The organism is Capnocytophaga haemolytica, assembly GCF_001553545.1.
Lineage (GTDB): Bacteria > Bacteroidota > Bacteroidia > Flavobacteriales > Flavobacteriaceae > Capnocytophaga > Capnocytophaga haemolytica.
Genome location: NZ_CP014227.1, coordinates 1,198,644 through 1,220,000, shown reverse-complemented (window position 1 = coordinate 1,220,000; position 21,357 = coordinate 1,198,644). Strand labels below are relative to the sequence as shown.

The following is a 21,357-nucleotide window of genomic DNA, read 5'->3' as shown; positions in this document are numbered from 1 at the left end:
AGTCTAAGGTTATTCTTATGGTTAAAATGTTTGTAATTCTTAAATATGACAGGTTTCTGCATCAATATATCCACATTGCCATCTACAATATCAATGTCAATATAAGCATATTCCAATTGCTGCATAGCTTCAAAGAGTTTGCAATTCTCCATTGCACCACAATTTAATAAATACAAGTATTTTAAGTTCGTAAAATCAGGGAAGGCTGAGTAATCAGTCAAGTATTTACAATTCTTCAAGTAAAGCCGCTCTATCGTGCCTGCATTTTTAAGTCCACTTATAGAAATAGAAGTTAATTTCCTACTATTCTCAATTTCAAGAGTCTTTATACCTGTACAATTTTTCAAGAAATCAAAAGAGGTGATAGTACAAGCATAAAACTCTATAATATCAACATTGATTGTTCCCCAACTATCAAAAGGTTCTTTAAACTCCCTTAAGAATATTTCTTTTAAGTGTATAGTCTTGTTGATATGAAGTAATTTTATACCAGCAACTACATTTAGCACTTCCAAATGAGGGAAATTAGCCAAATCTAACACCCCAGAAGCTGTAAACTCAATAGAAATATACGTTAATGTTGCAATTTGGTTAAGAAAAGAGAGATCTGTTTGGGGTGCAACCTCCCTTATTGAAATACCTTTAAGAGGCAATTCCGTAAGCAATAACAAATCCTCTTTGGAAGGATTGCAGGCAATTGCAATTTTCTCAATTCCCTTTCTCTTAGCATACTTTATTGCCTTCTGAAAATCTTCTGCCTTGCTTATCTCCAGCAGCTGATAAGGCACATTTTGCACCAAATAATTTGTAAAATCATTGTACAAATAGTAGTAGGAACCTATTTTCTTTTTATATTCATTCATATAACCACCTTAAACTTGTTAAACATCTTATAGCCTTTCAATCGACATACAAAATTCCTTGAAGTCTGATGATATTACTGATACCGACTCTTTTGTGAAATCGTATTCCCATTCTATGTATTTGACACTTCCGTCAAACATATCTACCCAAAACTCATTCCCAGAGCTATCCCTACCTATTGGGAAGTTTCTTTCTGCAAAAAGACGAGCCTCTGGGGAGATCTCTTTAGTAGCTTCCCATATCTCAGGCAATTTATTTTCTATCCTATAAAATAGCTCAATCTCAATTCCATAATCACCATCAACTCCTTTATTCTCAATAAACTGTGCACCTTCTGTAAAATACAGTCCATTGTACTCTAAATAAAAAGCTACTAAAAAATCCTTCGCTTTAAAATCATTAGGGATAATACTATGGATATACTCCCTATTTACCTTTCGCCCTATAATCTCAAGAGGTATACCTTTAAACAATGCTAATTTCCTCATATTATGCCTTCTTTCTCCCATAAAACATCACCCCGACAAGCACTGCCCCTATTACGCCCAGTATAGCGAGCAGACAGAAAGCGTGCTGACTACCTCTGAGGGTACTTTCAGCAAGGGCTGTGGGGCACTCACGTTGTGCCATAGCCACCAATGCCGCTGCAATAGCCGTCCCAACTGCCCCTGCAAGCTGTTGCAAGGTGTTGATCACTGCATTGCCATCGGCTTGTAGCTCAGGGGTGAGTTGCCTTAGTCCGTTGGTCATTGTGTTGCCCACCGAGAGCCCTTGTCCCAAGGCGTAGAGCACATAGAAGACCATAAAGAGCAGTGTAGTGAGTGCCGCACTATACCCACTAAAAAGCAGCAGCGATACCACCACCAGCATACTCCCCACCACAATTGGAGGTCGTGCCCCGTAGGTATCGAAGAGCTTGCCACTAATGGGTGCCAATACCGCGCCGAGTAAGGTCCCGGGTAGGAGCAATGAGCCTGCTACACTGGCACTATTGCTCGCCACCAACTGCGAGTAGTTCGGAATCAGATAACCCAGTGCTAACACCACAAACTGCACTATGAGGATATACCCAACGCTCAAGAGAAATGTTCGATTTGCAAATACCGAAAGGTGTATCAGTGGCTCTTTGCGCCGCGAAAGTACTACAAAGCCCCACAAGGCGAGCAGTGAAACTGCGAATAACCCTAAGGTAAGCAGTGATACGCCTTCACTGAGTCGCTCTATAGCGAGGATGAAGCACACAAAGCACACTGCCAACAATAAGTAATCAATCAGGGCAAAGTGTGCCTTTACCAGCGCACTTGTTTGGGTGATGGAGACCGCCCCCAGCAGCAACGATACCCCTAAGAGGGGCACCAGCGCCCAGAAGATCATTCGCCAGCTGTATGCATCGATGAGTAAGCCTCCGAGCACGGGTCCTAAGGCGGGTGCCATTGCCGTGATAAGCGATGCTGAGCCCATCAATAGGCCTATCTTTGAGGCGGGTGCTTGCTCTAATACGATGTTGAACATCAGCGGTAAAGCGATGCCTGTGCCTACCCCCTGCACCAATCGCCCGAAGAGCAAGAGTGAGAACTGCCCTGCCATAGCGCATAAGAGTGTCCCTAAGAGGAAAAGCACTGAGGCGGTTACAAATAGCCTACGGGTGTGAAATCGCTGTTTTAAGAAAGAGGACAGTGGCACTATGAGTGCCAATATGAGCAGATAGCCCGTAGTGAGCCACTGCACGGTAGCTGTACCCACACCAAACTCACGCATCAGTGTAGGAAAGCCCACGTTCATAGCTGTTTCACATACCACTCCACAGAAGACCATTACCCCTGTGGCAAAGATCGCCGCAAGTAGTTTTAGCGATATTTTATCTTGTTCTTTAGTCATTATATACTTGTTCTTTAGTCATTATATAATTGTATTATTCGAGTGCAAAGATACAAAATAATGATGAATGAGCAATGATCAATGAGTAATTCATTTTTAGTAAAATATTCTGTTAGGGGTATATGAGGTTCACATAGGGTAAAGATGGGGTTCACATAGGGTTTATTTTTACTTATTTTCAGTTCCATACATTCTACAGAATATAAATTTCTTAAAAAAAGATACTAAAAAAAGCGAATTTTATAAAAATCTTCTTTTGTAGTAACCACTACCTCTTTCTTACTTAGAACTTACGCCACCTCTATATTACAAAGTTATTTTAAATCTTTTTCATCAATCAGCCTCTGGCCTGATGCTATGAATTTCTCTGCAAGCTTCTCAGCTCCGTAATAATTCCAATGGTTCGCATCTACAAAAACAGGCTTTCCTTCTACAATTCCATCTTTAGGAGCTAATCCACTTAAATCTACCCAATGAATCTGAGAAAAACGCTTCAATAAATAACCTACAACAGCATCTTTATGCTTAATTGTACTTTCTACTTTTGAAGGATAAGTAACAAAATCTCCCAATCCTTTTTGTTTCAAATACCAACCTCGCAAAGGTGAGGGAGCTAATAAATTACAAGTATTTACCAAATATACCTTTTTATTTTGCTGCAATAATGTATCTATCAGACGCTCTTGTGTCGCTATCATTTTTTCTTTATTGTATTCCTCCCATCCCCAATATATAGAGATTATTATTACATCATAATTTCTATATATCTGCTCTATATTGTTTCTGTATTCAGTACAAAGTGTCCTCGCTTTACCTTCCTTTCTTATAATCTGAACATCATCAAAACAAAAAGGACATCCATCCGAAGATATTACATCTGCACTCCAACCTTCTTTCTTACCAACCATATCTACAAAAGGGTTGGTGTGTCCTGTATGTGAGTCACCTATTACTAATATTTTGGGGGCAACAGTAGTATCTCCTCTAGTACAATTCCTATCAATAGTATTATGACAAATATTTTTAGGGTATTGTAATTTTTCTGGAATATTTTCATTAAATATACTTATATTATACTTCCTCCCCATCACAAAGAATACCCCCACTACTATCACGGGCAACACATAGAACAGTACAAAGCTCCTTACAAATGTGAATTGTCTTCTCCTTATGGGCTGTTCTACTAAGTAATACGTCAGTACTGAGCAACCAAAGGTGAGTACTACCGCAATCGCTAGGTGCAACGCTGGCAGCTCTGCCTTGCCATAGATATACCACAAAAAGGCTAAAAACACCCAATGCCATAGATATAACGAGTACGACAATTTCTCTATCCACACCACTAAAGGCAACGAGAAAAACCGTTTTACGGCGTGTTCCCGATCATTAACGAATATCAAAAGAGCCACTACCCCACAAGGTAAGAGTGAACTCACACCTGGAAATAAGGGCATCTTTTCGTTAAATAATGTTAAAATTACAACTGTAGCCCCTAAACATACCCAAGAGAGCCGCGCGCGCCAACTGTCTGTCTGTCTGTCGTAACAATCGCTAAGAATGCCCCTACCAAGAGTTCAATAGCTCTTGTGTGAAATAGGTAATACCCATTCCAAGTCGTCTTATAAAAACTTCCTATTATCAGCAATATCACAATCACTACAAAACTCTCCTTCAGTCGTTTTCTCGTAAAAGCAAAGCAACACAGCCCCAGCAGCAAAGTCGGGAATATAAAGTAAAACTGCTCCTCCACCGAGAGCGACCACAGGTGCAAAAAGGGTTTCTCATCATTGGCAATATCAAAATAGCCTCCTTGTCTTGCAAAGTAGAGGTTTGCCAAAAAAGCCGTAGCAGCCGCTGCAGAGTTCGATAATCCATATCTATCCGTAGGCAAAAATACATACCAACCGAGCAGCAAGCCCGTGATCACCACTACAAAGAAGAGTGGCAGTATCCGCTTAATCCTTCTAATATAAAAGTTTTTGTAACTAAACACTCCTTGCTTTATCTCGGTGTAGATAATTGAGGTAATCAAAAAGCCCGAGATCACAAAGAAGATATCCACCCCCAAGAAGCCAGGTAGCCATTTGGAGTTGAGGTGAAAAACAATCACTGATAGCACTGCCAAAGCCCGCAGCCCATCAATATCAGCACGATAACGTATACTACTCATCTTTTAAAGTATCCTTTTCTTTAGACATTGCAATAATTCGCTCATTGAGTGGATCACAAGGTCAGCTTTGCTGAGGTCTTGTCCGCCTGAGAGGGGGTTCTGAAAGCCTACACAGTGCATACCCGCTCCTTTGGCTGCCGCCACGCCATTTGTGCTGTCCTCAATCACACAGAACTGCTCTGCGGGCAACTCATACCAAGCTGCCACCTTCGCAAATATCTCAGGATTGGGCTTGCTATACCGCACATCGTCTCCGCTTACGATCACCTCAAAGTACGAGGCTATCCCCACCTGCTCAATAAAAATATCGATTAATTTCCGCCCCGAAGATGAGGCTAAGGCGATATGGCTCCCCCTCTTTTGCAGTAATGCCAACACTTCTTTTACGCCCTCCACAGCCACTACTTCAAGTGAAGGCAAGCGATCGAAAAAGTAGGCTCTATGAAACTCTAAAAGTTGTTGTGGGGTCTCAGTGTGCTCACTTTCTCGCTGCACCTTTTCCCACATAGGCAAAGCCGACATCCCCGTCAATGTCTGTACGTAATCACTTGAAAAAGGGATCCCTTTTAGCTGAAACACTTCCAAGATGATCTTCTGATGCATAGGCTCACTATCCACCAGCACCCCATCCATATCAAAAACAAAATACTCCATCGCTTATGTGTGATTTTCGCGCTCCTTCACTTGCTTTATATAATCAGTAATCAGTGCCCTGCATACACTTATCACCAAGCCAGTGATAGCGAAGAGTATAAAAATCAGTCCTCTATTCGATTTCGAATCCGATGGCACTTTCACAGGCTCAATCACTGTCAATGGCGATTCTATATCTTTGAGCAAAATACGCTGTGTGGCAATCTGCTTCTTCACCTCAGCGTACAGCCCATACGCCAAATTGTAATCGGTTTCCAACTGCTGTCGCTTCCCTATAGGTAAACTGTCGTACGCTTTATTTTCCTTCTTGTAACGCTCCAAAAGTGCCTGCTTCATTAAAAAATCTTGCTCTATCTCTTGGTATTCCTTCTCCAAAAACAACAACTGACGCTCAGCTCTTCCTACTCTGAACTCAGTTAAACGCCGCTGCAACTCCTGTTGTGCACTCAGCAACATCTGCGCAGCAGGCAAGGGCGAACCCATCTTGTATTTCATCTCAAAGTAGCCCCCCTCGCGCTCCTTAAAGCTGAATGAAAGCTCGTGTGAAATTCGGTCTATCACTTTCTGCGTCTGCTTGTCTACCGTCAGTATATTCACACTATCGAGGTCAGTAAGCACCATCTCTTGCGATGTCTGTCCACTGCCCGAAAAAAGTAACAACGGATTGAGGATATAGTCCACTACACCCAATGAATTGTAGTGCAGCACATAGTCCTCATAGGTGAGCTTCTTGCCTAACTTTTGAAATGTTAAAGGGGTTTTGGCAATTTTCATCTGAAAAGGAGTGCTGCCCACAATTTTCTCTAATATCTTAGGGTCTAACGCCTCTTCGTCCTCATCCTTAAGCCTTACGCCTGATAAGGAAGCAATTGCCGTAAGCCCACTGACTTCCTTCTTCTTCGGCATATTGTAAATCATCAGGGTCGTAGCTTCATATTTTCTATCTGCAAATAGGGCAAAAACCAACCCTACTGCCATAAATATGGCAGTGGTCCAAATGATTGACTTCTTCGATTTTGATAGCTTGCGAAAAATAGCGACTAAGTCAATCTCATCTTCCTGATGTGTATGCGAGTTATTCATATAGCCTACGTATTATTATAGTATTACACCCTCTCCTTGAGCCGTTTTCTGAAATCTCGTAGAAAAACAATCCCAACACCTATCACCAATCCTAAAAATGTGAAAATAGCCACCGTTAGCAGCCCATTACCCGAGGGCGAAGTAGGTACGCTCACTGGCTCTATAATCGTAAATATAGGCTGATCTTCCTTTACTTTTATGCGTTTGTTCTCTAACTGCTTCGCAAGCTCTGTGTACACCGTGAAAGCCACGTTATATTCCGCTTGCAACTGCTGCAAACGCGCTTGTGGCAACGAACTGAATAAATCGCGATTGCGATCTTGGAAACCTGCCACCGCATACTGCTTTGCCCTAAAATCGCGCTCAGCCTCCGCACAACGCTTTTCGACAAAATCGTACTCCTCGCGCGCTTTCTGCAACTTGTATTCCGTTACCGTCTCTTGCAGAAGCGTCTGTGCCGATTGCAACATCTGTGCCGCGGCTATGGGCTCTGGCATTGTAAAACTCAGCGCAATATACCCTTCTTTCTCTTTGATTTCAATCTTCAACCGCTGGTCGATACTGTTGAGCATCGCTTGTTCTTCACCGCTCACCTGCAGCACATCCAAGTCGCTCCTTGCAGTAGTAGCACCACTGCCCGCATTCGAGGATGAGCCACCAAAAAGCCCACTTAGCAGCCCGCCCACTATGTACGATTTATAATACACCTCATAACTCATCTTCGTGCTCGACTTCTGTGTATAAACCGTCGTCTCAGCCAACTTCTTCTTAAAGGGCAAACTCTCGAGGATCTTAGCGTAAGTGCTGGTCGGGATCACCTCAGTGCTGCTACTGCCTAAGTTGATACCCGCCATAGCTGCTAAGCCGCCTAAGCCCCCAGCACTCTTGTTCTCGCTGGTCTGCGGAACCATTATGGTGGTAGCCGTATACTTCTTGGCTGAAAACAATGTTACCACTATCCCTATGCCAAAGAACAACAAGGTGAACACCACAATGTATTTCTTGCCCTTCCAAAGTTTTTGAAATAAAGCCACAAGGTCTATCTCATCTTCCTTCACTGCCCTTGCCTGTGCTGGCTGCTGCGGAGTGCCCTCAGCTAACTTTTCTCTCTCTTGCTCCATTGTTATTTCTTTATTAAACTGCTGTATATTAAAACACCCATCGTAGTGATTGCCGAGATGATGCCCACCGTCTCACCCGTAGTCATTCGCTGCCGCGCAGGCTTCGATGGCACAATGATGATGCACCCTGGCTCTATCGCTGGATAATTGTTGAAGAACAGTGAAGTTTTAGTCGATTTAATCTCACCATTGGCGTACATCACATAAATCGCACTTCGCTTCGCCCTATCGGCAAAGCCCCCTGCACGGTCGATGTATTTGCGCACGCTCATTCCCCTTTCGTAACGCACTAACGAAGGTGCCAACACCTCACCGCGGATCTCTACCGTCTGCTTAGCCGACGGAATCAACAGCACATCGCCCTCACTGAGCAGCAGATCGTATTTGCTGTGCTTCTTCTTCAATATCCTGTCCAAATCAATACCTATGCGATACTCCTTCGATTTCGCAGCTACCTTCTTCAACGACTTTTCCGTCTCGGTGCCCTCATCCTCTAAGACCACCAACTCCTTCAAAAAGTCCTCTTGCTGTATTTCCCCCTCGTCCGTCTTCTTGCGTATGAGTGTCGCCCCACCAGTGTAAGCAAAAGGCGTAAAGCCACCCACGCGCTCCACTAAGTCCGAAATATGCTCTTTTTTCGATTGTATACTGTATACCCCAGGGTAAAGCACCTCACCCATCACTGAGACCGTCTGCAAGGAGGTGTATCCCTTGATGTATCGCACCGAAACCACATCGTTCGGCTGCAAGGTCAGCACCGCCCCCGTAGGCGAAAGGTCGTTATTCACCGAAGTGCGAAACTCCTGACTGAGCTTCTGAAAATTGCCCTCATTCGTCTCTCTGAACACATCAACCATCGAGGCATCTGCACCCTTCGATAAGCCTCCTGCCATCGAGATAACGTCCTCAACGGTCATTCCCTCCATATACGGAAGCTCCTTAGGCTTGTTCACTGCTCCTTCTACCCTCACAAATCGCTTGTATTGTAGCGAATCTTTTGAGAATATGTATAAACTATCGTTGTCCTGCAAAGCGATTTGGCTCTTCTTCGCTAACAGATCTCTCACTGAGAAATTCAGCGTTTGATAATCAATGCGGTTCTCGGTTCTAAATATCAAACCCCGATCCAAAGAAGCATCCTTGCGCACCCCATTGGCACGTTCGATGAGGTCTAACGCGGTCATCCCCTCTTTGTATTGGTAAATCCCTGGTTGATACACCGCCCCGCCTATGCTCAGCCGATTGCGATACTCCTTGGTGATCGCGTGCACTATCAGCCTATCGCCATTGTGCATCTTAAAACTGCCGATTTTATCAAAGGCAATCTCTTGCACTTCGCGCTTGGCATCCTTAATGCGCTCAAGCACCAAAGTGTTCGTAAACGCATCCGAAGTGAAGCCACCAAAGAAGGTTACCAAGTTCGCCAAGGTCTCACTATCCAACATCTCGTAAAAACCCTTGCGCTTCACCTTACCATCTACCCACACGCGGTTCTTATACGGTGGCACGATGATCACATCTTGGTCTTGCAAAGTTAAGTTGCCCTTCTCCGAGCCATTGATCAGAAAGTTATAAATGTCAAAAGTCGCCAACTTCTTCCCTCCTCGAAATATATTCACCTCCCTGAACGACCCATTTTGCGATGGACCCCCGCAGGCGTACAGCGCATTGAGCACCGTTGAGAGCGAACTGAGCGTATAAGTGCCAGGCACCACCACCTCGCCTATGATATTCACCTTCACGGTGCGCACTTGCGAAATCGTTACCCCTGTGTATATCTTTGCATAACTACCCTCAGGTGCCGAAATGCCTGAGTAAATGCGCCTGAGTGCCGTGTTGATCTTCGCCTTCACCTCGTTGAACATCAGCCCACCAACGTGTATGCGCCCCACACCATTTAAGAAAATATTCCCCTCATTGTCCACCTTCTGTCTGAACGAACCTTCCGTAGCACCCCACACTTCCACCAACAGCTCATCACCAGGCCCCACTTGGTAATTGTCGGGCGTAGCCACATTTAGGTTGGGAGTAAACGATATCTTGGGGTTCTTAAAGAAGGTCATCCCAAAGATCGAATCCTTCTTATTAGCCGTAACTATTGAGTCCTTCTTTTCCTTGCCCGTATAGCCAAAAATATCATCGTCCTCCATCTTAGCATCCCTGCGTTTCAGGTTCTTGTCCGTCTCTTTCTCCTTCGTACGTGTAGTCTTGCCCGATAGCTGCAAAATGCGCTGCTTGAGCTTCATAGCCTGCAAGTCCGACATCCCCCTGCTGCGAGCCAAGGCAATAAACTGATCCACCGTATAGCCACGCGCCTGAGCCCGTTCCCAATAGCTCCTCACCTGTTCATCACTCAGATTATCAACATTCACCGTGGTTATGTCAATATTCCTATTAGCCTGACTCATACTATTCCCAGCAGTGTCATACGAACCCCTATCAACCTGAGCCATGGCATTCTGCAGACCGACAAAAATAATAAGAAAAAATATCTGTAATTTTAGTTTCATTCTTTGAGTATTTGGGTGCAAAGGTAAAAATAAAAATAGAATCTACAAAACGAATCTTAAAAATTAACTACAAAAAGAAAAGGATTAGCATCCTAATTGAATACTAATCCTTCATAAATATAAATAAATTCCGTTTATTTTGTCGGCAGCGGATACGTCCCTGGCACCAAAATGCGCGCATCTACATCTTGGATATTCCTATGCCCTGTAAAAGCCATTGTGGTATCCATTTCATCGTAAAGGATTTGCAGCGCACGGGTTACCCCTTCCTCACCGTAAGCCCCTAAGCCATATACGGGCGCACGACCGAGCATTATCCCTTTGGCACCCATTGCCCACGCTTTGAGCATATTCTGCCCTGTGTAGAAACCTGAGTCTATCCATACTTCTGTTTGGCTGCCTACCGCACTTACGATGTCTGGCAATGCCTTGATTGACGAAACAGTATCATCCATCTGGCGACCACCGTGGTTAGAAACAATGATAGCATCCGCACCGTATTTTACCGCTTGCTCTGCATCTTCGGGCAGCATTATCCCTTTGAGGATGAGTGGACCTCCCCACAATTCCTTAATCTCTGCGATATCCTCCCAACTCAGACTTGGGTCGAACTGCTCTTTTGTCCAAGACGACAATGAAGAGAGGTCGGACACATTCTTAGCGTGCCCTGCGATGTTGCGGAATGTCCAACGCTTGTTTTTAAGATAGCGAAGCCCCCACGGAATCTTAGTTGATAAGTTGATAAGGTTCGGAATGGTGAACTTCGGTGGTGTAGAAAGCCCGTTCTTAATATCGCGGTGGCGATTGCCAAGCACCTGCAAGTCTACTGTTACCATCAATGCCGAACAGTTAGCTGCCTTAGCACGGCGAATTAAGTCCTTCATAAACTCGCGGTCGCGCATCACATACAGCTGAAACCAAAAGGGTTCTACGCCTGCCTCTGCCAAGTCCTCAATGGAGCAGATAGACATCGTAGAAAGCGTAAAGGGAATACCAAACTTCTGTGCTGCCTTAGCCATATGGATTTCGCCATCTGCCCACATCATCCCCATAAAGCCCACAGGAGCGGTCATTGCAGGGAATTTCACTTTCTTGCCAAGCAGGGTAGTCTCAAGGGTACGATTGTCCATATCCACCAATATCTTCTGGCGGAACTTTATGGGGCTAAAATCAGTTACATTTTCACGATAGGTAGACTGTGTCCACGAACCTGTATCTACATACTCGTAGAACATCTTAGGAACATTGCGTTTGCACACCACGCGCAAATCCTCAATGTTCGTCATTTTAGTTAAATCTCTCATTATTATTCTTATGTTTTATTTATTCAGTTTTTAGCTTTTAGTACTAACGTGCTGATCACTGATTACTGACCCCTGATCTCTGCCCTCTACTCCTCTTCACTATCCCAATACTCCAAATACTCCTTGATGAGTTGGGAAGGATTCGTCTTCTTTGTCCAGCTGATGGGGGTAGTCTCTGCCTCTGCCTCGTGGATAACGATAGGGATATTGCGCCCAAAAGTTGCCTCTATCAGCTTCTCCTCAAAAAGACGCTTAGCCCAAGCTTGCATTTCCTTTATAAACTCCTTGTCAAACTTATCGCCCTTCTTCAAAATCTTGTCATACAAGTCCTCATCGTCCTCCATCGCCTTGTCGTTATCCTCCTCTGTGTAATAATAAGGCGTCTTAGCAAACCACTCTTTTAGCAACGCATCGCCGCTGCCCCCAACGGTTGCTTCCTCACTGTGCAGCCAATACGTAAAATTCCATTTTGCCTCCTCCTTTGATGGGGCGTTGTAGCTCTCTTCCTTGGCATTGCTAAGCGTGTTATACCCCAAGGTAAGCATAGGATAGCGCATATCCTCATTCTCTAACTCATACTTAAAAGACAGCACATACACATCTTTTATATCTTCTTCTGCCGCAATCTCTTGGAGCGCCTCTTTCAATTTCTCGTAACTCCTCTCCGTAAAAATCTTCTTCTTATGTTCCACTATTTACTCCGTTATTTATTTATATACGTGTTTTATCGAACGGCAAAAGTAGTGATTTTATTTTAAATAGCGCTGCTGTATGCGAACTTTTTTATTAAATATACGTATTCTATGTACAAAAAAATACCCAAAGTATTCATTTTGAGTATTTTTTAATGTACCAAACAATCTGTTGAAAATGTTATCTTTCTGCTTTTCTGCGCTTCTTTTCCTCCCTGAGCAACGTCAATTCACGCCCTGTCTGCCCTGCTACAGAGGTATTCTCCTCAGCACGCCGTATAAGGTAAGGCATCACCTCCCGCACAGGACCAAATGGCAAATACTTCGCTACGTTATAGCCCGCCTTTGAGGCATTAAAGCTGATATGGTCGCTCATCCCATACAGCTGCGCAATCCACACACGAGGGTCGTTATGCTTGAGCCCTTTTTGCTCCATCAAGTCCATCACCAAAGCCGCACTCTTCTCGTTGTGCGTACCTGCAAAAAGCGCAATGCGGTCGATATGGTCAATGATATACGCAATCACAGCATCGTAATTCTCATCTGTAGCCTGCTTAGTTGGGCATATCGGACTTGGGTAACCTTCCTCTTTGGCACGCTCATTCTCCTTTTCCATATACGCCCCACGCACGATCTTCACCCCTATGTAGAAGCCCTCTTCCACAGCACGCTCATACAGCCCTTTCAAATACGGCAAGCGATCGTGGCGATACATCTGCAAAGTGTTGTATACGATAGCCTTTTCCTTGTTGTACTTCTTCATCATCTCCTCCACAAGGTCATCCGCTGCGGTCTGCATCCAGCTCTCTTCAGCATCTACCAAAATAGGCAAATCATACGCGTGCGCCTTCTTGCAAGCAGCATCAAAACGCTCTTTGATGCGCTCCCAACCCGCCTGCTCCTCAGCGTTCAGTGGCTTCTGTTCAGTAATCTTCTGGAAGATAGCAAACTTACCAAAACCCGTAGGCTTAAACACCACAATGGGGATCCCATCGCCCTTGTGCTGCTTTGCCAGCTCAATCACATCCATCGTCTTATGGAACGTAGCATCAAAAGTCTCTTCATCCTCCTTGCCTTCCACCGAGTAATCCAGCACCGAGCCCACGCCCTTTTCGTGCATCTTGTGGATCGTTGGCAAGCAATCGGTCTCCGAGACGCCCCCACAGAACTGCTTAAAAACGGTGCGCCGTATAAGCCCCTCCACGGGTAGTCGCAATTTGAGGGATAAATTGGTAAGCGCCGTCCCCATCGCTATGAGGGTATTGTTCCCAATCAATTTAAAGAGCCAATAAGCCCAATTCAAGTCTGAATTGCTCTTCAGAGCAAAAGCTGTTTTAGTGTCGCTAAATCGTGTCGCCATATTCATTATATTAAGATGGTGCAAAGTTACAAACTTTCTTTTTAATTACGAAATTTTTTAAAAGAAATTTTTAAAAAATATTTCGCAACAATATACAACTTACAGATTATGAACAAATTAAACTATACAGCGATAAAACCCTTCTATCAGCTAATAGCGTCATAGCCCTCCGCCCACGCTCTCTTTTAAGGTTATAGGCTCACTCCATCGCCAAGACTAAAACACTACCAAAACCAATTATCACAGAAAAAACCTCTTTCGAGCTCATCTCGAACACATCTCCCGAGATTTTATGTAAATATATTTCTACAAAAGCGTACTTTCTTAGAATAATTAACTTATAGACTACTTATATCATCTCACTGCCAATAGCCTTTAAGTCAAAAACAAAAGCGAGCAGTAAGAGGAATGCCTCTCACTGCTCGCTGCTCACTGCTTATTTCTCTTTATTATATGTGCAAAGCTCTATTATCCGTAGCCGCCAATGCTGCTTCTTTGATAGCTTCGGTAAAAGTAGGGTGTGCGTGGCATATCCTTGCAATGTCCTCTGCGCTAGCCCTGTATTCCATAGCCACTACCGCCTCAGCAATCATATCCGCAGCACGTGCCCCTATGATATGCACCCCAAGTACCTCATCGGTATCGCTATCTGCTAAAACCTTTACAAAGCCATCGGTCTCAGCACTTGCACGCGCTCTGCCTAAAGCACGCATCGGGAATTGCCCCACTTTGTACTGCACCCCTGAGGCTTGCAGCTGCTCTTCGGTCTTCCCTACCGATGCCACCTCTGGAGTGGTATATACTACCCCTGGTATCAAGTTATAGTCTATATGTGTCTTTTGCCCTGCCAAATGCTCAACCACTGCTACCCCTTCTTCCTCTGCCTTATGCGCCAGCATAGCTCCACGCACCACATCGCCAATAGCATAGATGTTAGGCACTGAGGTTTGCAGATATTCATTGACCTCTACCCTACCCCGCTCATCGAGCTTTATGCCTACGGCTTCCGTGTTAAGTCCCGCTGTGTAAGGGCACCTACCTACGCTCACCAAGCAATAATCACCTTCCAACGCCAAAGTCTCTCCATTAGGTGCTGTCGCGCTCACCGTTACCATATTGCCATCTCTATGCACCTCTTTTACTTGATGTTGTGTATAAATCTTAAACCCTTGTTTTTTGAATACTTTTGCAAGCTCCTTGCCCAAGCCGCGATCCATTGTGGGCAGTATACTATCCGCATATTCCACTATGGATACCTCTGCGCCCAAACGGCGGTACACTTGCCCCAACTCCAAGCCGATCACTCCTCCGCCTATTACAATCAGGTGGATAGGCACTTCTTTGAGGCTCAGTGCCTCTGTGGAAGTAATTACTCTTTCTTTATCTATCGGGATAAAAGGCAACGAAATGGGCTTAGAACCCGTTGCGATAATAACATTCTTCGCCTCTATAAACTCCTCACTCCCATTGGCACTTATTTTCAATTGCGTAGGCGAAACAAAACTGCCGACACCTCTGAGTACCTCTACGCCATTTTTCTCCATCAAAAATGCAACTCCCCCGCAAGTTTGGTCTACCACGGCTTGCTTACGCGCTATCATTGCTGGCAAATCAAGCAACACTTCCCCCGTAAGTGATATGCCGTGTGCTGAGAGATGCTTTTTTGTATCCTCATAACGATGCGATGAGTCCAACAAAGCCTTTGAAGGAATACAGCCCACATTGAGGCACGTTCCGCCAAGGGTATTGTACTTCTCTATAATAGCAGTTTTAAAACCTAATTGTCCTGCACGGATAGCCGCTACATAGCCCCCAGGACCTGACCCAATAATTACAATATCATAATGCTTCATATCTGTTGTTTATTTTCTATTAATGCCGCAAAGTTACGAATAAGATTTAAAACTACAAGGCTTTATGCCTTTTTTTGTATAAAAAAATTGAGATAGAGAACCTTAGTCCCCTATCTCAATTATATAATTAACCTTATAAATTATTTATGCTTCTTGTGTGACTCTTCCGTCTCTCTCTCAAGAGTCGCATCGTCCTTAACTGTGTCGTAAATCAATGGTGATGCCACAAAGATAGAAGAGTAAGTACCTACGAATACCCCAATGAGCATCGCAAACATAAAGCCTCGGAGTGTTTCCCCACCAAAGATAAAGATAGTTACGATTACTGCCAAAGTAGTAAACGAAGTATTGAGTGTACGGCTGAGCGTATTGTTGAGCGCGTGGTTGATCTTCTCGCGCGACCAATGTGGCTCGCGCATCACCTCACGGATACGGTCATAGATAATCACCGTGTCGTTCAGCGAGTAACCCACTACGGTCAATATCGCCGCAATAAACGCTTGGTCTATCTCCATACTGAATGGCATAATGCTGTATGTAAGGGAGTAAATACCCAATACCAAGAGCACGTCGTGCGCTGAGGATACAATTGCCCCCATTGAGAACTGCCACTTGTGGAATCTAAATAAGATATACAACCCAATTACAATGAGTGAGCCAATCACCGACCATACCGCACTACTCTTGATGTCCTCAGCAATAGTAGGTCCTACCTTCATCGACTGCATAATACCCAACTTCTGACCCGTAGAAGCATCTGAAAAATCCTCATAAGTGAGGTCAGCAGGCAAGAACTTCTTCAAGCCCTCATAAATTTTTGTCTGCACTTCATTGTCTACCTCTGTACTCTCTTCTTGTACCTTGTATTTAGTAGAAATCTTCACCTGATTGGCAGCCCCAAAGGTCTTCACCTCTGCTGTACCAATGATAGGTCGCAGCGCATCTGCCACTTCCGATGGCACGACCTCTTGTGCAAAACGCACCTGATAAGTACGCCCACCCACAAAGTCAATACCTTGGTCTAAACCTCTTGTTAATAAAGAGCCTATACTTATAACTGACAATATAATTGAGATGGTATAACCAATCTTGCGTTTACCAATAAAGTTGATATTTACGTTCGTAAACCAATTCTTAGTAATTGAGGTTACGAAAGTAAGTGGGTGCTTCTTCTCTACGCTATTGTCAATAAAGAGACGTGTGATAAAGATGGCCGTAAACAGTGTAGTGATGATACCCATAATCAAAGTAGTTGCAAAACCTTGTATCGGACCACTACCAAAGAACAACAATATCAAAGCAGTTAAGCCCGTTGTGATGTTTGAGTCCAAGATAGAGGCTAAGGCGTGTTTAAAGCCGTCAATAATCGCTTGCGCAACAGGCTTCCCTTTTCTAAGCTCTTCCTTCGAGCGCTCAAAGATAAGCACATTCGCGTCCACCGCCATACCTATGGTCAGCACGATACCCGCAATACCTGGCAGCGTAAGTACCGCTCCAATACTTGCCAATACCCCAAAAATCAAGAGAATATTGAGTATCAATGCCAAGTCGGCATATATCCCTGCACGTCCGTAGTAGAAAATCATCCACGCAAAGATAAACACAGTCGCGATAAGGAATGAGTTAAAACCTGCGTCAATAGCTTCTTGCCCTAACGAAGGTCCTACCACTTCTGATTGTACAATGTCAGCTCCCGCAGGCAACTTACCAGCTCTGAGCACATTGGCTAAGTCAATCGCCTCATTCAGGCTAAAGTTACCTGTAATTTCAGAACGACCTCCTGAGATAGCCCCCGTAGTTACCCCTGGTGCTGAGTATACGATGTTGTCAAGCACTATGGCTATGTTGCTACGCTCATTGTAAGCCTTGCCTGTGAGCGCCTCCCATATCTTAGCCCCGCGACCGTCCATCTGCATTGATACCGCTGGCTGATTGCGCACATCGTAAGTCTGTTGTGCATCTGTGATAACACCCCCTGTCAGCGGTGCTTCATTATCGCGATTGCCCTTCAAGGCATACAATTCAATAAGTGATGTCTTTTTATCAGGCTTGCCCCATACAAACTTGACAAACTGTAAGTTCGCTGGCAAAAGTCGCTTAGCTTCTTCTGAGTGCAAATAGCGATTTACTTGCAACGTATCCTTAAGCGATACGGCAAACAACACCGGCGACCCCTCATAAGTCTGTACAGGTTTTACCAAACCAAACAATGGGTTAGCCCCGCCTTTCTGTTGTACTGAATCTTTCTTTACATCGGTAAGCAATGAGTCAATAGTGCTGGTATTGCTTTGCTCTCCAGCAGCTGCTACTGAAAGCGTATCTTTCTCCTTTGTAGTAACTTTACTTGTTTTCAACTGCTCATTAAGGGCTTGCAAGTAAGGGAGTACCTCCGTATTCTTAAAGGTTTCCCAAAACTCTAACTGAGCGGTACTTTGTAATAGTGCCTTTACACGTGCAATATCCTTAGCACCAGGTAACTCAATGAGGATACGCCCTGAGTTTCCTAAACGTTGGATATTAGGTTGTGTTACCCCAAACTTGTCAATACGCTTGCGCAATACCTCAAAAGCTGAAACAATGGATTCATTAACTTTACGTGTGATAATCGGGCGTACCTGACTATCACTCATCTTAAAGTTGATCTCATCACTGAGGTTTTTATTCGCAAATACTTCTGGAGAGGCAAGTTTGCCTCCATTTTTAGCGTAAGCCTCAAAAAACAAATCCAAGTAGGTGCGGTCTGTCTTCCTCAGCTGCTCATCTGCTTCAGCTAACGATTTATTAAATATGGGATCCTTAGATTGATTTGCCAATCCCTTTAAGATATCCTTTACTGAGATCTGCAAGATTACGTTGATACCCCCTTTTAAGTCCAAACCACGGTTCAATTCCTTCTCTTTCACCTCGGCAAAGGTATATTTTGCAATCCCGATATTATAGACATCTTGCCCCAACATTGAGTCTAAGTACTGCGACTCTACTTTTTCGCGTTTAGCAATATAATCTGCTTGTGAACTAGGCACTTTCGCATCTGCGTAAGCCTTTGCATCACTCTCCACCCTACCTGCAATATACGTGAATGACAACTGGTAAATACTCACCAGCCCAAACAATAATGCAAATAGTTTAACAAGTCCTTTGTTTTGCATCTCTTTAAATAAATTACTTATCTTATTTTATTCAAGCCGCAAAGATACATAAAATACCTAACATAGCAAGTAGTATACTGTGTTATTTTTTAACAAATTCTTTCATATCTACACACAAAGCAAGTTACGAATGGAATTCATAACATTGAAATTCAATATATTAAATTAGAAAATACAGTACAAAAGAAATCTTAAAAAAATATTGACCACAACAGAAAACTACACATAAGAGAGAGGTATATCCCCACTATCTTAACAAATGGAATACAAAAAAGGCAGAAAGTACTCAAAGTACCTCCTGCCTTCTATCTTATTAAAAGCTATAAGTTAGCTAAATCATTATCGCTTTTTCTTCAACGACCATCCTGTTTGCAAACCTACAATGAAATACACTAATAGCAATTCACCAAAGGCAAGCAATAAGTCTCCAGGAATACGCAACCAACGAATGATCTGCATATGATCCTGCTGCATAAACTCCTCACTACGAGCTGACCAGTATCCGTGTTGGAATACCTCTATTGCCTGCATTATACCTACTGGCAAAAGACTCACCACTAACATCACCAACAATCCGATATTGATGAGCCAGAATGCCCAACTAATGAGTTTATCATTCCATTGACGATCTGGATACAGACCGCGCAATACAAACATTATCAAACCTATACCTAAGATACCGTACACTCCAAATAAAGCTGCGTGTCCGTGTACCGCTGTGGTATTAAGTCCCTGTACATAATAAAGCGCAATCGGTGGATTGATAGCAAAACCAAAGATCCCCGCACCAAGGAAGTTCCAAAAACACATCGCAATAAAGCAATAGATAGGCCATTTGTAAGCCTGTACCCATTCAGCTGCCTTCGAGAGTTTATAGTTGTGATAAGCCTCATAACCAATAAGCACCAATGGCACAATCTCCAATGCACTGAAAGTTGCCCCCAATGCCAATACTCCCGTAGGGGTAGCACTAAAATACAAGTGGTGGAAAGTTCCTAAAATACCTCCTGCCAAGAATACAATAGTTGAGAAAAGCACTGCTGTACTTGCCGCTTTGATACGCAACAAGCCCATACGCGAGAATAAGAACGCAGCCACTACGGTAGCAAACACCTCGAAGAAACCTTCTACCCAAAGGTGTACTACCCACCAGCGCCAGTATTCAGCAATCGCCATATGCGTTTGGCGTCCATACATCAATCCTGCTCCGTAGAATGCTGCAATGGCAATCGAAGCAAGAGTGAACAGCAACAAAAGGTGGCGATTTTCATCCTTGCGCTTCAAAGCTGGTAATAAAGCACGTATCATAAGGAAGAGCCATAAGAACAGCCCTACTAATAAAAGTATCTGCCAAAAACGACCTAGCTCAATATACTCATATCCTTGGTGACCAAAGTAGAAGTTCTCAACCAAACCGAGTTTCTGCATCACACCAAACCATTGTCCTGCCAAAGAACCTAACACCACAATGAGGAGTGCCCCAAAGAGCACATTTACACCTAACTTTTGGTATTTAGGCTCGTGTCCCGATACCGCAGGAGCAATGTAAAGACCCGTCGCTAACCACGAAGTCGCAATCCAGAAGATCGCCAGCTGTACGTGCCAGCTACGCGAGATGGCTTGTGGTAAGAAAAGGTCGAGCTGCAGTCCAAAAAAGCCTTCTCCTTCTACTCCATAGTGGGCAGTAATCACCCCTGCGAGCATTTGCACCAAGATGAGCAATGCCACAATCCAGATGTATTTAAGCACCGCTTTCATTGAAGGTGTTGGCTTCATACCACGCATTGGGTCTTCCACTGGGGGACGCTCTGTCTCTTCCTCTTCATTATTCGAAGCGTGATAGTACACAAGTATACCTACAGCAAAAAGCAACATCAGCACACTAAAGCCCGACCACATCTGCAATGAAGTAGAAGCCACATTCCCCACTACGGGGTCATAAGGCCAGTTGTTTGTATAGGAGACGTGATCACCAGGGCGATTAGTGCTACATACCCAAGTACTCCACGCAAAGAAAGCGCTCATCTGATCCATACGATGCCTATCCTTGATAGCATTCTTAGGAATCGCATAGTGAGCACGTGTTTGCTGCATCGAAGGGTCGTCCATAAATAGCTTTGCGTAGTACTCGCTCAGTTGTTTAGCTACCTCAGCACGCTCAGCAGAGAAGGTTATTACGCCTGTCTCTTGATTAAACGTGTTTGTGCGAAGCTCTTTGCGTAGTCTTACCTGATACTTCGCTTGCTCTTCTTCTGAAAGATCTTTGTAGACCTTACCATCCTCGCGTGCATACGCATCCAAGAGCATTTCCGATTCGCGATGCAAATAGTCCGCATTCCAGTCAGGTGCAATATAAGCCCCGTGACCCCAAATACTACCGACGGTCTGCCCGCCCATTGATTGCCATACGTTCTGACCATCCTTAATATCCTGTCCTTCGTAAAGCACTTGTCCATCAGTAGTAACAATGCGCTCTGGGAACGGCGGAATGTTAGTGTAGATCTCTACCCCGTAGAAGATCAGAACAAGGAAAGAAGCTCCAACAGTAGCCCCTAACCACATCCATAATTTCTTAGCTGTCATAAATATAAGAATATTTAGTATTTTTAATCTGGGTGCAAAGTTACAAAAGATATTCTTATCTTTAAAAAAGAACTGAAAGTATTTTTATCAAAAAATAAAAGAATTTTTACATCTACTTAATTATAAATATTTTACA

Annotated in this window: 14 protein-coding genes and 1 pseudogene (1 of these 15 cut by a window edge); all 15 read right to left on the bottom strand. The window is 43.9% G+C overall.

The window, feature by feature from the left end; genetic code table 11:
- On the bottom strand, positions 1–863 hold the 5' portion of the coding sequence (locus AXF12_RS05330; protein WP_066428988.1) for a leucine-rich repeat domain-containing protein. 70 nt of this gene lie to the left of the window's left edge; 863 of the gene's 933 nt are visible here — the first part of the coding sequence; it begins with the start codon at positions 861–863; its stop codon lies off the left edge, out of view.
- Between the two features lie 27 nt (positions 864–890).
- Complete coding sequence (locus AXF12_RS05325; RefSeq protein ID WP_066428985.1) at positions 891–1,352, bottom strand: SMI1/KNR4 family protein; 462 nt, start codon at positions 1,350–1,352, stop codon at positions 891–893.
- Position 1,353: 1 nt separating this feature from the next.
- Positions 1,354–2,742, bottom strand: coding sequence for a DHA2 family efflux MFS transporter permease subunit (locus AXF12_RS05320; RefSeq protein ID WP_074861036.1), 1,389 nt, complete (start codon positions 2,740–2,742; stop codon positions 1,354–1,356).
- Positions 2,743–3,056: 314 nt separating this feature from the next.
- Positions 3,057–3,830 carry an SGNH hydrolase domain-containing protein gene (locus AXF12_RS05315; protein WP_234945904.1) on the bottom strand — a complete coding sequence of 258 codons (774 nt, stop codon included), beginning with the start codon at positions 3,828–3,830 and terminating at the stop codon, positions 3,057–3,059.
- Positions 3,831–3,992: 162 nt separating this feature from the next.
- Positions 3,993–4,912, bottom strand: a pseudogene (locus tag AXF12_RS05310) (acyltransferase family protein); the annotation flags it as partial.
- Positions 4,913–4,915: 3 nt separating this feature from the next.
- Entirely contained in the window at positions 4,916–5,566 is a 651-nt protein-coding gene (locus AXF12_RS05305) for an HAD family hydrolase (protein WP_066428980.1), read from the bottom strand.
- Positions 5,567–5,569: 3 nt separating this feature from the next.
- Positions 5,570–6,649: a Wzz/FepE/Etk N-terminal domain-containing protein gene (locus AXF12_RS05300; RefSeq protein WP_066428978.1), complete on the bottom strand. Its 1,080-nt coding sequence runs from the start codon at positions 6,647–6,649 to the stop codon at positions 5,570–5,572.
- 23 nt (positions 6,650–6,672) lie between these two features.
- A complete protein-coding gene (locus AXF12_RS05295) occupies positions 6,673–7,770 on the bottom strand; it encodes a Wzz/FepE/Etk N-terminal domain-containing protein (RefSeq protein WP_082752974.1) in 1,098 nt (365 codons plus the stop codon).
- Positions 7,771–7,772: 2 nt separating this feature from the next.
- Positions 7,773–10,178, bottom strand: a complete 2,406-nt coding sequence (locus AXF12_RS05290; protein ID WP_394336595.1) for an SLBB domain-containing protein — start codon at positions 10,176–10,178, stop codon at positions 7,773–7,775.
- A gap of 236 nt (positions 10,179–10,414) precedes the next feature.
- Positions 10,415–11,584, bottom strand: coding sequence for an alpha-hydroxy acid oxidase (locus AXF12_RS05285; RefSeq protein WP_066428974.1), 1,170 nt, complete (start codon positions 11,582–11,584; stop codon positions 10,415–10,417).
- An 86-nt stretch (positions 11,585–11,670) separates the two neighbouring features.
- Positions 11,671–12,276, bottom strand: coding sequence for a hypothetical protein (locus tag AXF12_RS05280; RefSeq protein ID WP_066428972.1), 606 nt, complete (start codon positions 12,274–12,276; stop codon positions 11,671–11,673).
- 181 nt (positions 12,277–12,457) lie between these two features.
- Positions 12,458–13,636 carry a proline dehydrogenase family protein gene (locus tag AXF12_RS05275; protein WP_066431798.1) on the bottom strand — a complete coding sequence of 393 codons (1,179 nt, stop codon included), beginning with the start codon at positions 13,634–13,636 and terminating at the stop codon, positions 12,458–12,460.
- 449 nt (positions 13,637–14,085) lie between these two features.
- Positions 14,086–15,489, bottom strand: coding sequence for a dihydrolipoyl dehydrogenase (gene lpdA, locus AXF12_RS05270; protein WP_066428969.1), 1,404 nt, complete (start codon positions 15,487–15,489; stop codon positions 14,086–14,088).
- A 140-nt stretch (positions 15,490–15,629) separates the two neighbouring features.
- The gene (secDF, locus tag AXF12_RS05265) at positions 15,630–18,638 is read right to left on the bottom strand and encodes a protein translocase subunit SecDF (protein WP_066428967.1); all 3,009 of its coding nucleotides are present in this window, start codon (positions 18,636–18,638) and stop codon (positions 15,630–15,632) included.
- Positions 18,639–18,977: 339 nt separating this feature from the next.
- Positions 18,978–21,221: a nitric-oxide reductase large subunit gene (locus AXF12_RS05260; protein WP_066428965.1), complete on the bottom strand. Its 2,244-nt coding sequence runs from the start codon at positions 21,219–21,221 to the stop codon at positions 18,978–18,980.
- Positions 21,222–21,357 lie beyond the last annotated feature (136 nt).

What these genes read in the sequence shown, in the direction of transcription:
- AXF12_RS05325 (WP_066428985.1), bottom strand. Translation starts at nt 1,352, where the DNA reads ATGAGGAAATTAGCATTGTTTAAAGGTATACCTCTTGAGATTATAGGG.
- AXF12_RS05320 (WP_074861036.1), bottom strand. Translation starts at nt 2,742, where the DNA reads ATGACTAAAGAACAAGATAAAATATCGCTAAAACTACTTGCGGCGATC.
- AXF12_RS05315 (WP_234945904.1), bottom strand. Translation starts at nt 3,830, where the DNA reads ATGGGGAGGAAGTATAATATAAGTATATTTAATGAAAATATTCCAGAA.
- AXF12_RS05305 (WP_066428980.1), bottom strand. Translation starts at nt 5,566, where the DNA reads ATGGAGTATTTTGTTTTTGATATGGATGGGGTGCTGGTGGATAGTGAG.
- AXF12_RS05300 (WP_066428978.1), bottom strand. Translation starts at nt 6,649, where the DNA reads ATGAATAACTCGCATACACATCAGGAAGATGAGATTGACTTAGTCGCT.
- AXF12_RS05295 (WP_082752974.1), bottom strand. Translation starts at nt 7,770, where the DNA reads ATGGAGCAAGAGAGAGAAAAGTTAGCTGAGGGCACTCCGCAGCAGCCA.
- AXF12_RS05290 (WP_394336595.1), bottom strand. Translation starts at nt 10,178, where the DNA reads ATGAGTCAGGCTAATAGGAATATTGACATAACCACGGTGAATGTTGAT.
- AXF12_RS05285 (WP_066428974.1), bottom strand. Translation starts at nt 11,584, where the DNA reads ATGAGAGATTTAACTAAAATGACGAACATTGAGGATTTGCGCGTGGTG.
- AXF12_RS05275 (WP_066431798.1), bottom strand. Translation starts at nt 13,636, where the DNA reads ATGGCGACACGATTTAGCGACACTAAAACAGCTTTTGCTCTGAAGAGC.
- lpdA (WP_066428969.1), bottom strand. Translation starts at nt 15,489, where the DNA reads ATGAAGCATTATGATATTGTAATTATTGGGTCAGGTCCTGGGGGCTAT.
- secDF (WP_066428967.1), bottom strand. Translation starts at nt 18,638, where the DNA reads ATGCAAAACAAAGGACTTGTTAAACTATTTGCATTATTGTTTGGGCTG.
- AXF12_RS05260 (WP_066428965.1), bottom strand. Translation starts at nt 21,221, where the DNA reads ATGACAGCTAAGAAATTATGGATGTGGTTAGGGGCTACTGTTGGAGCT.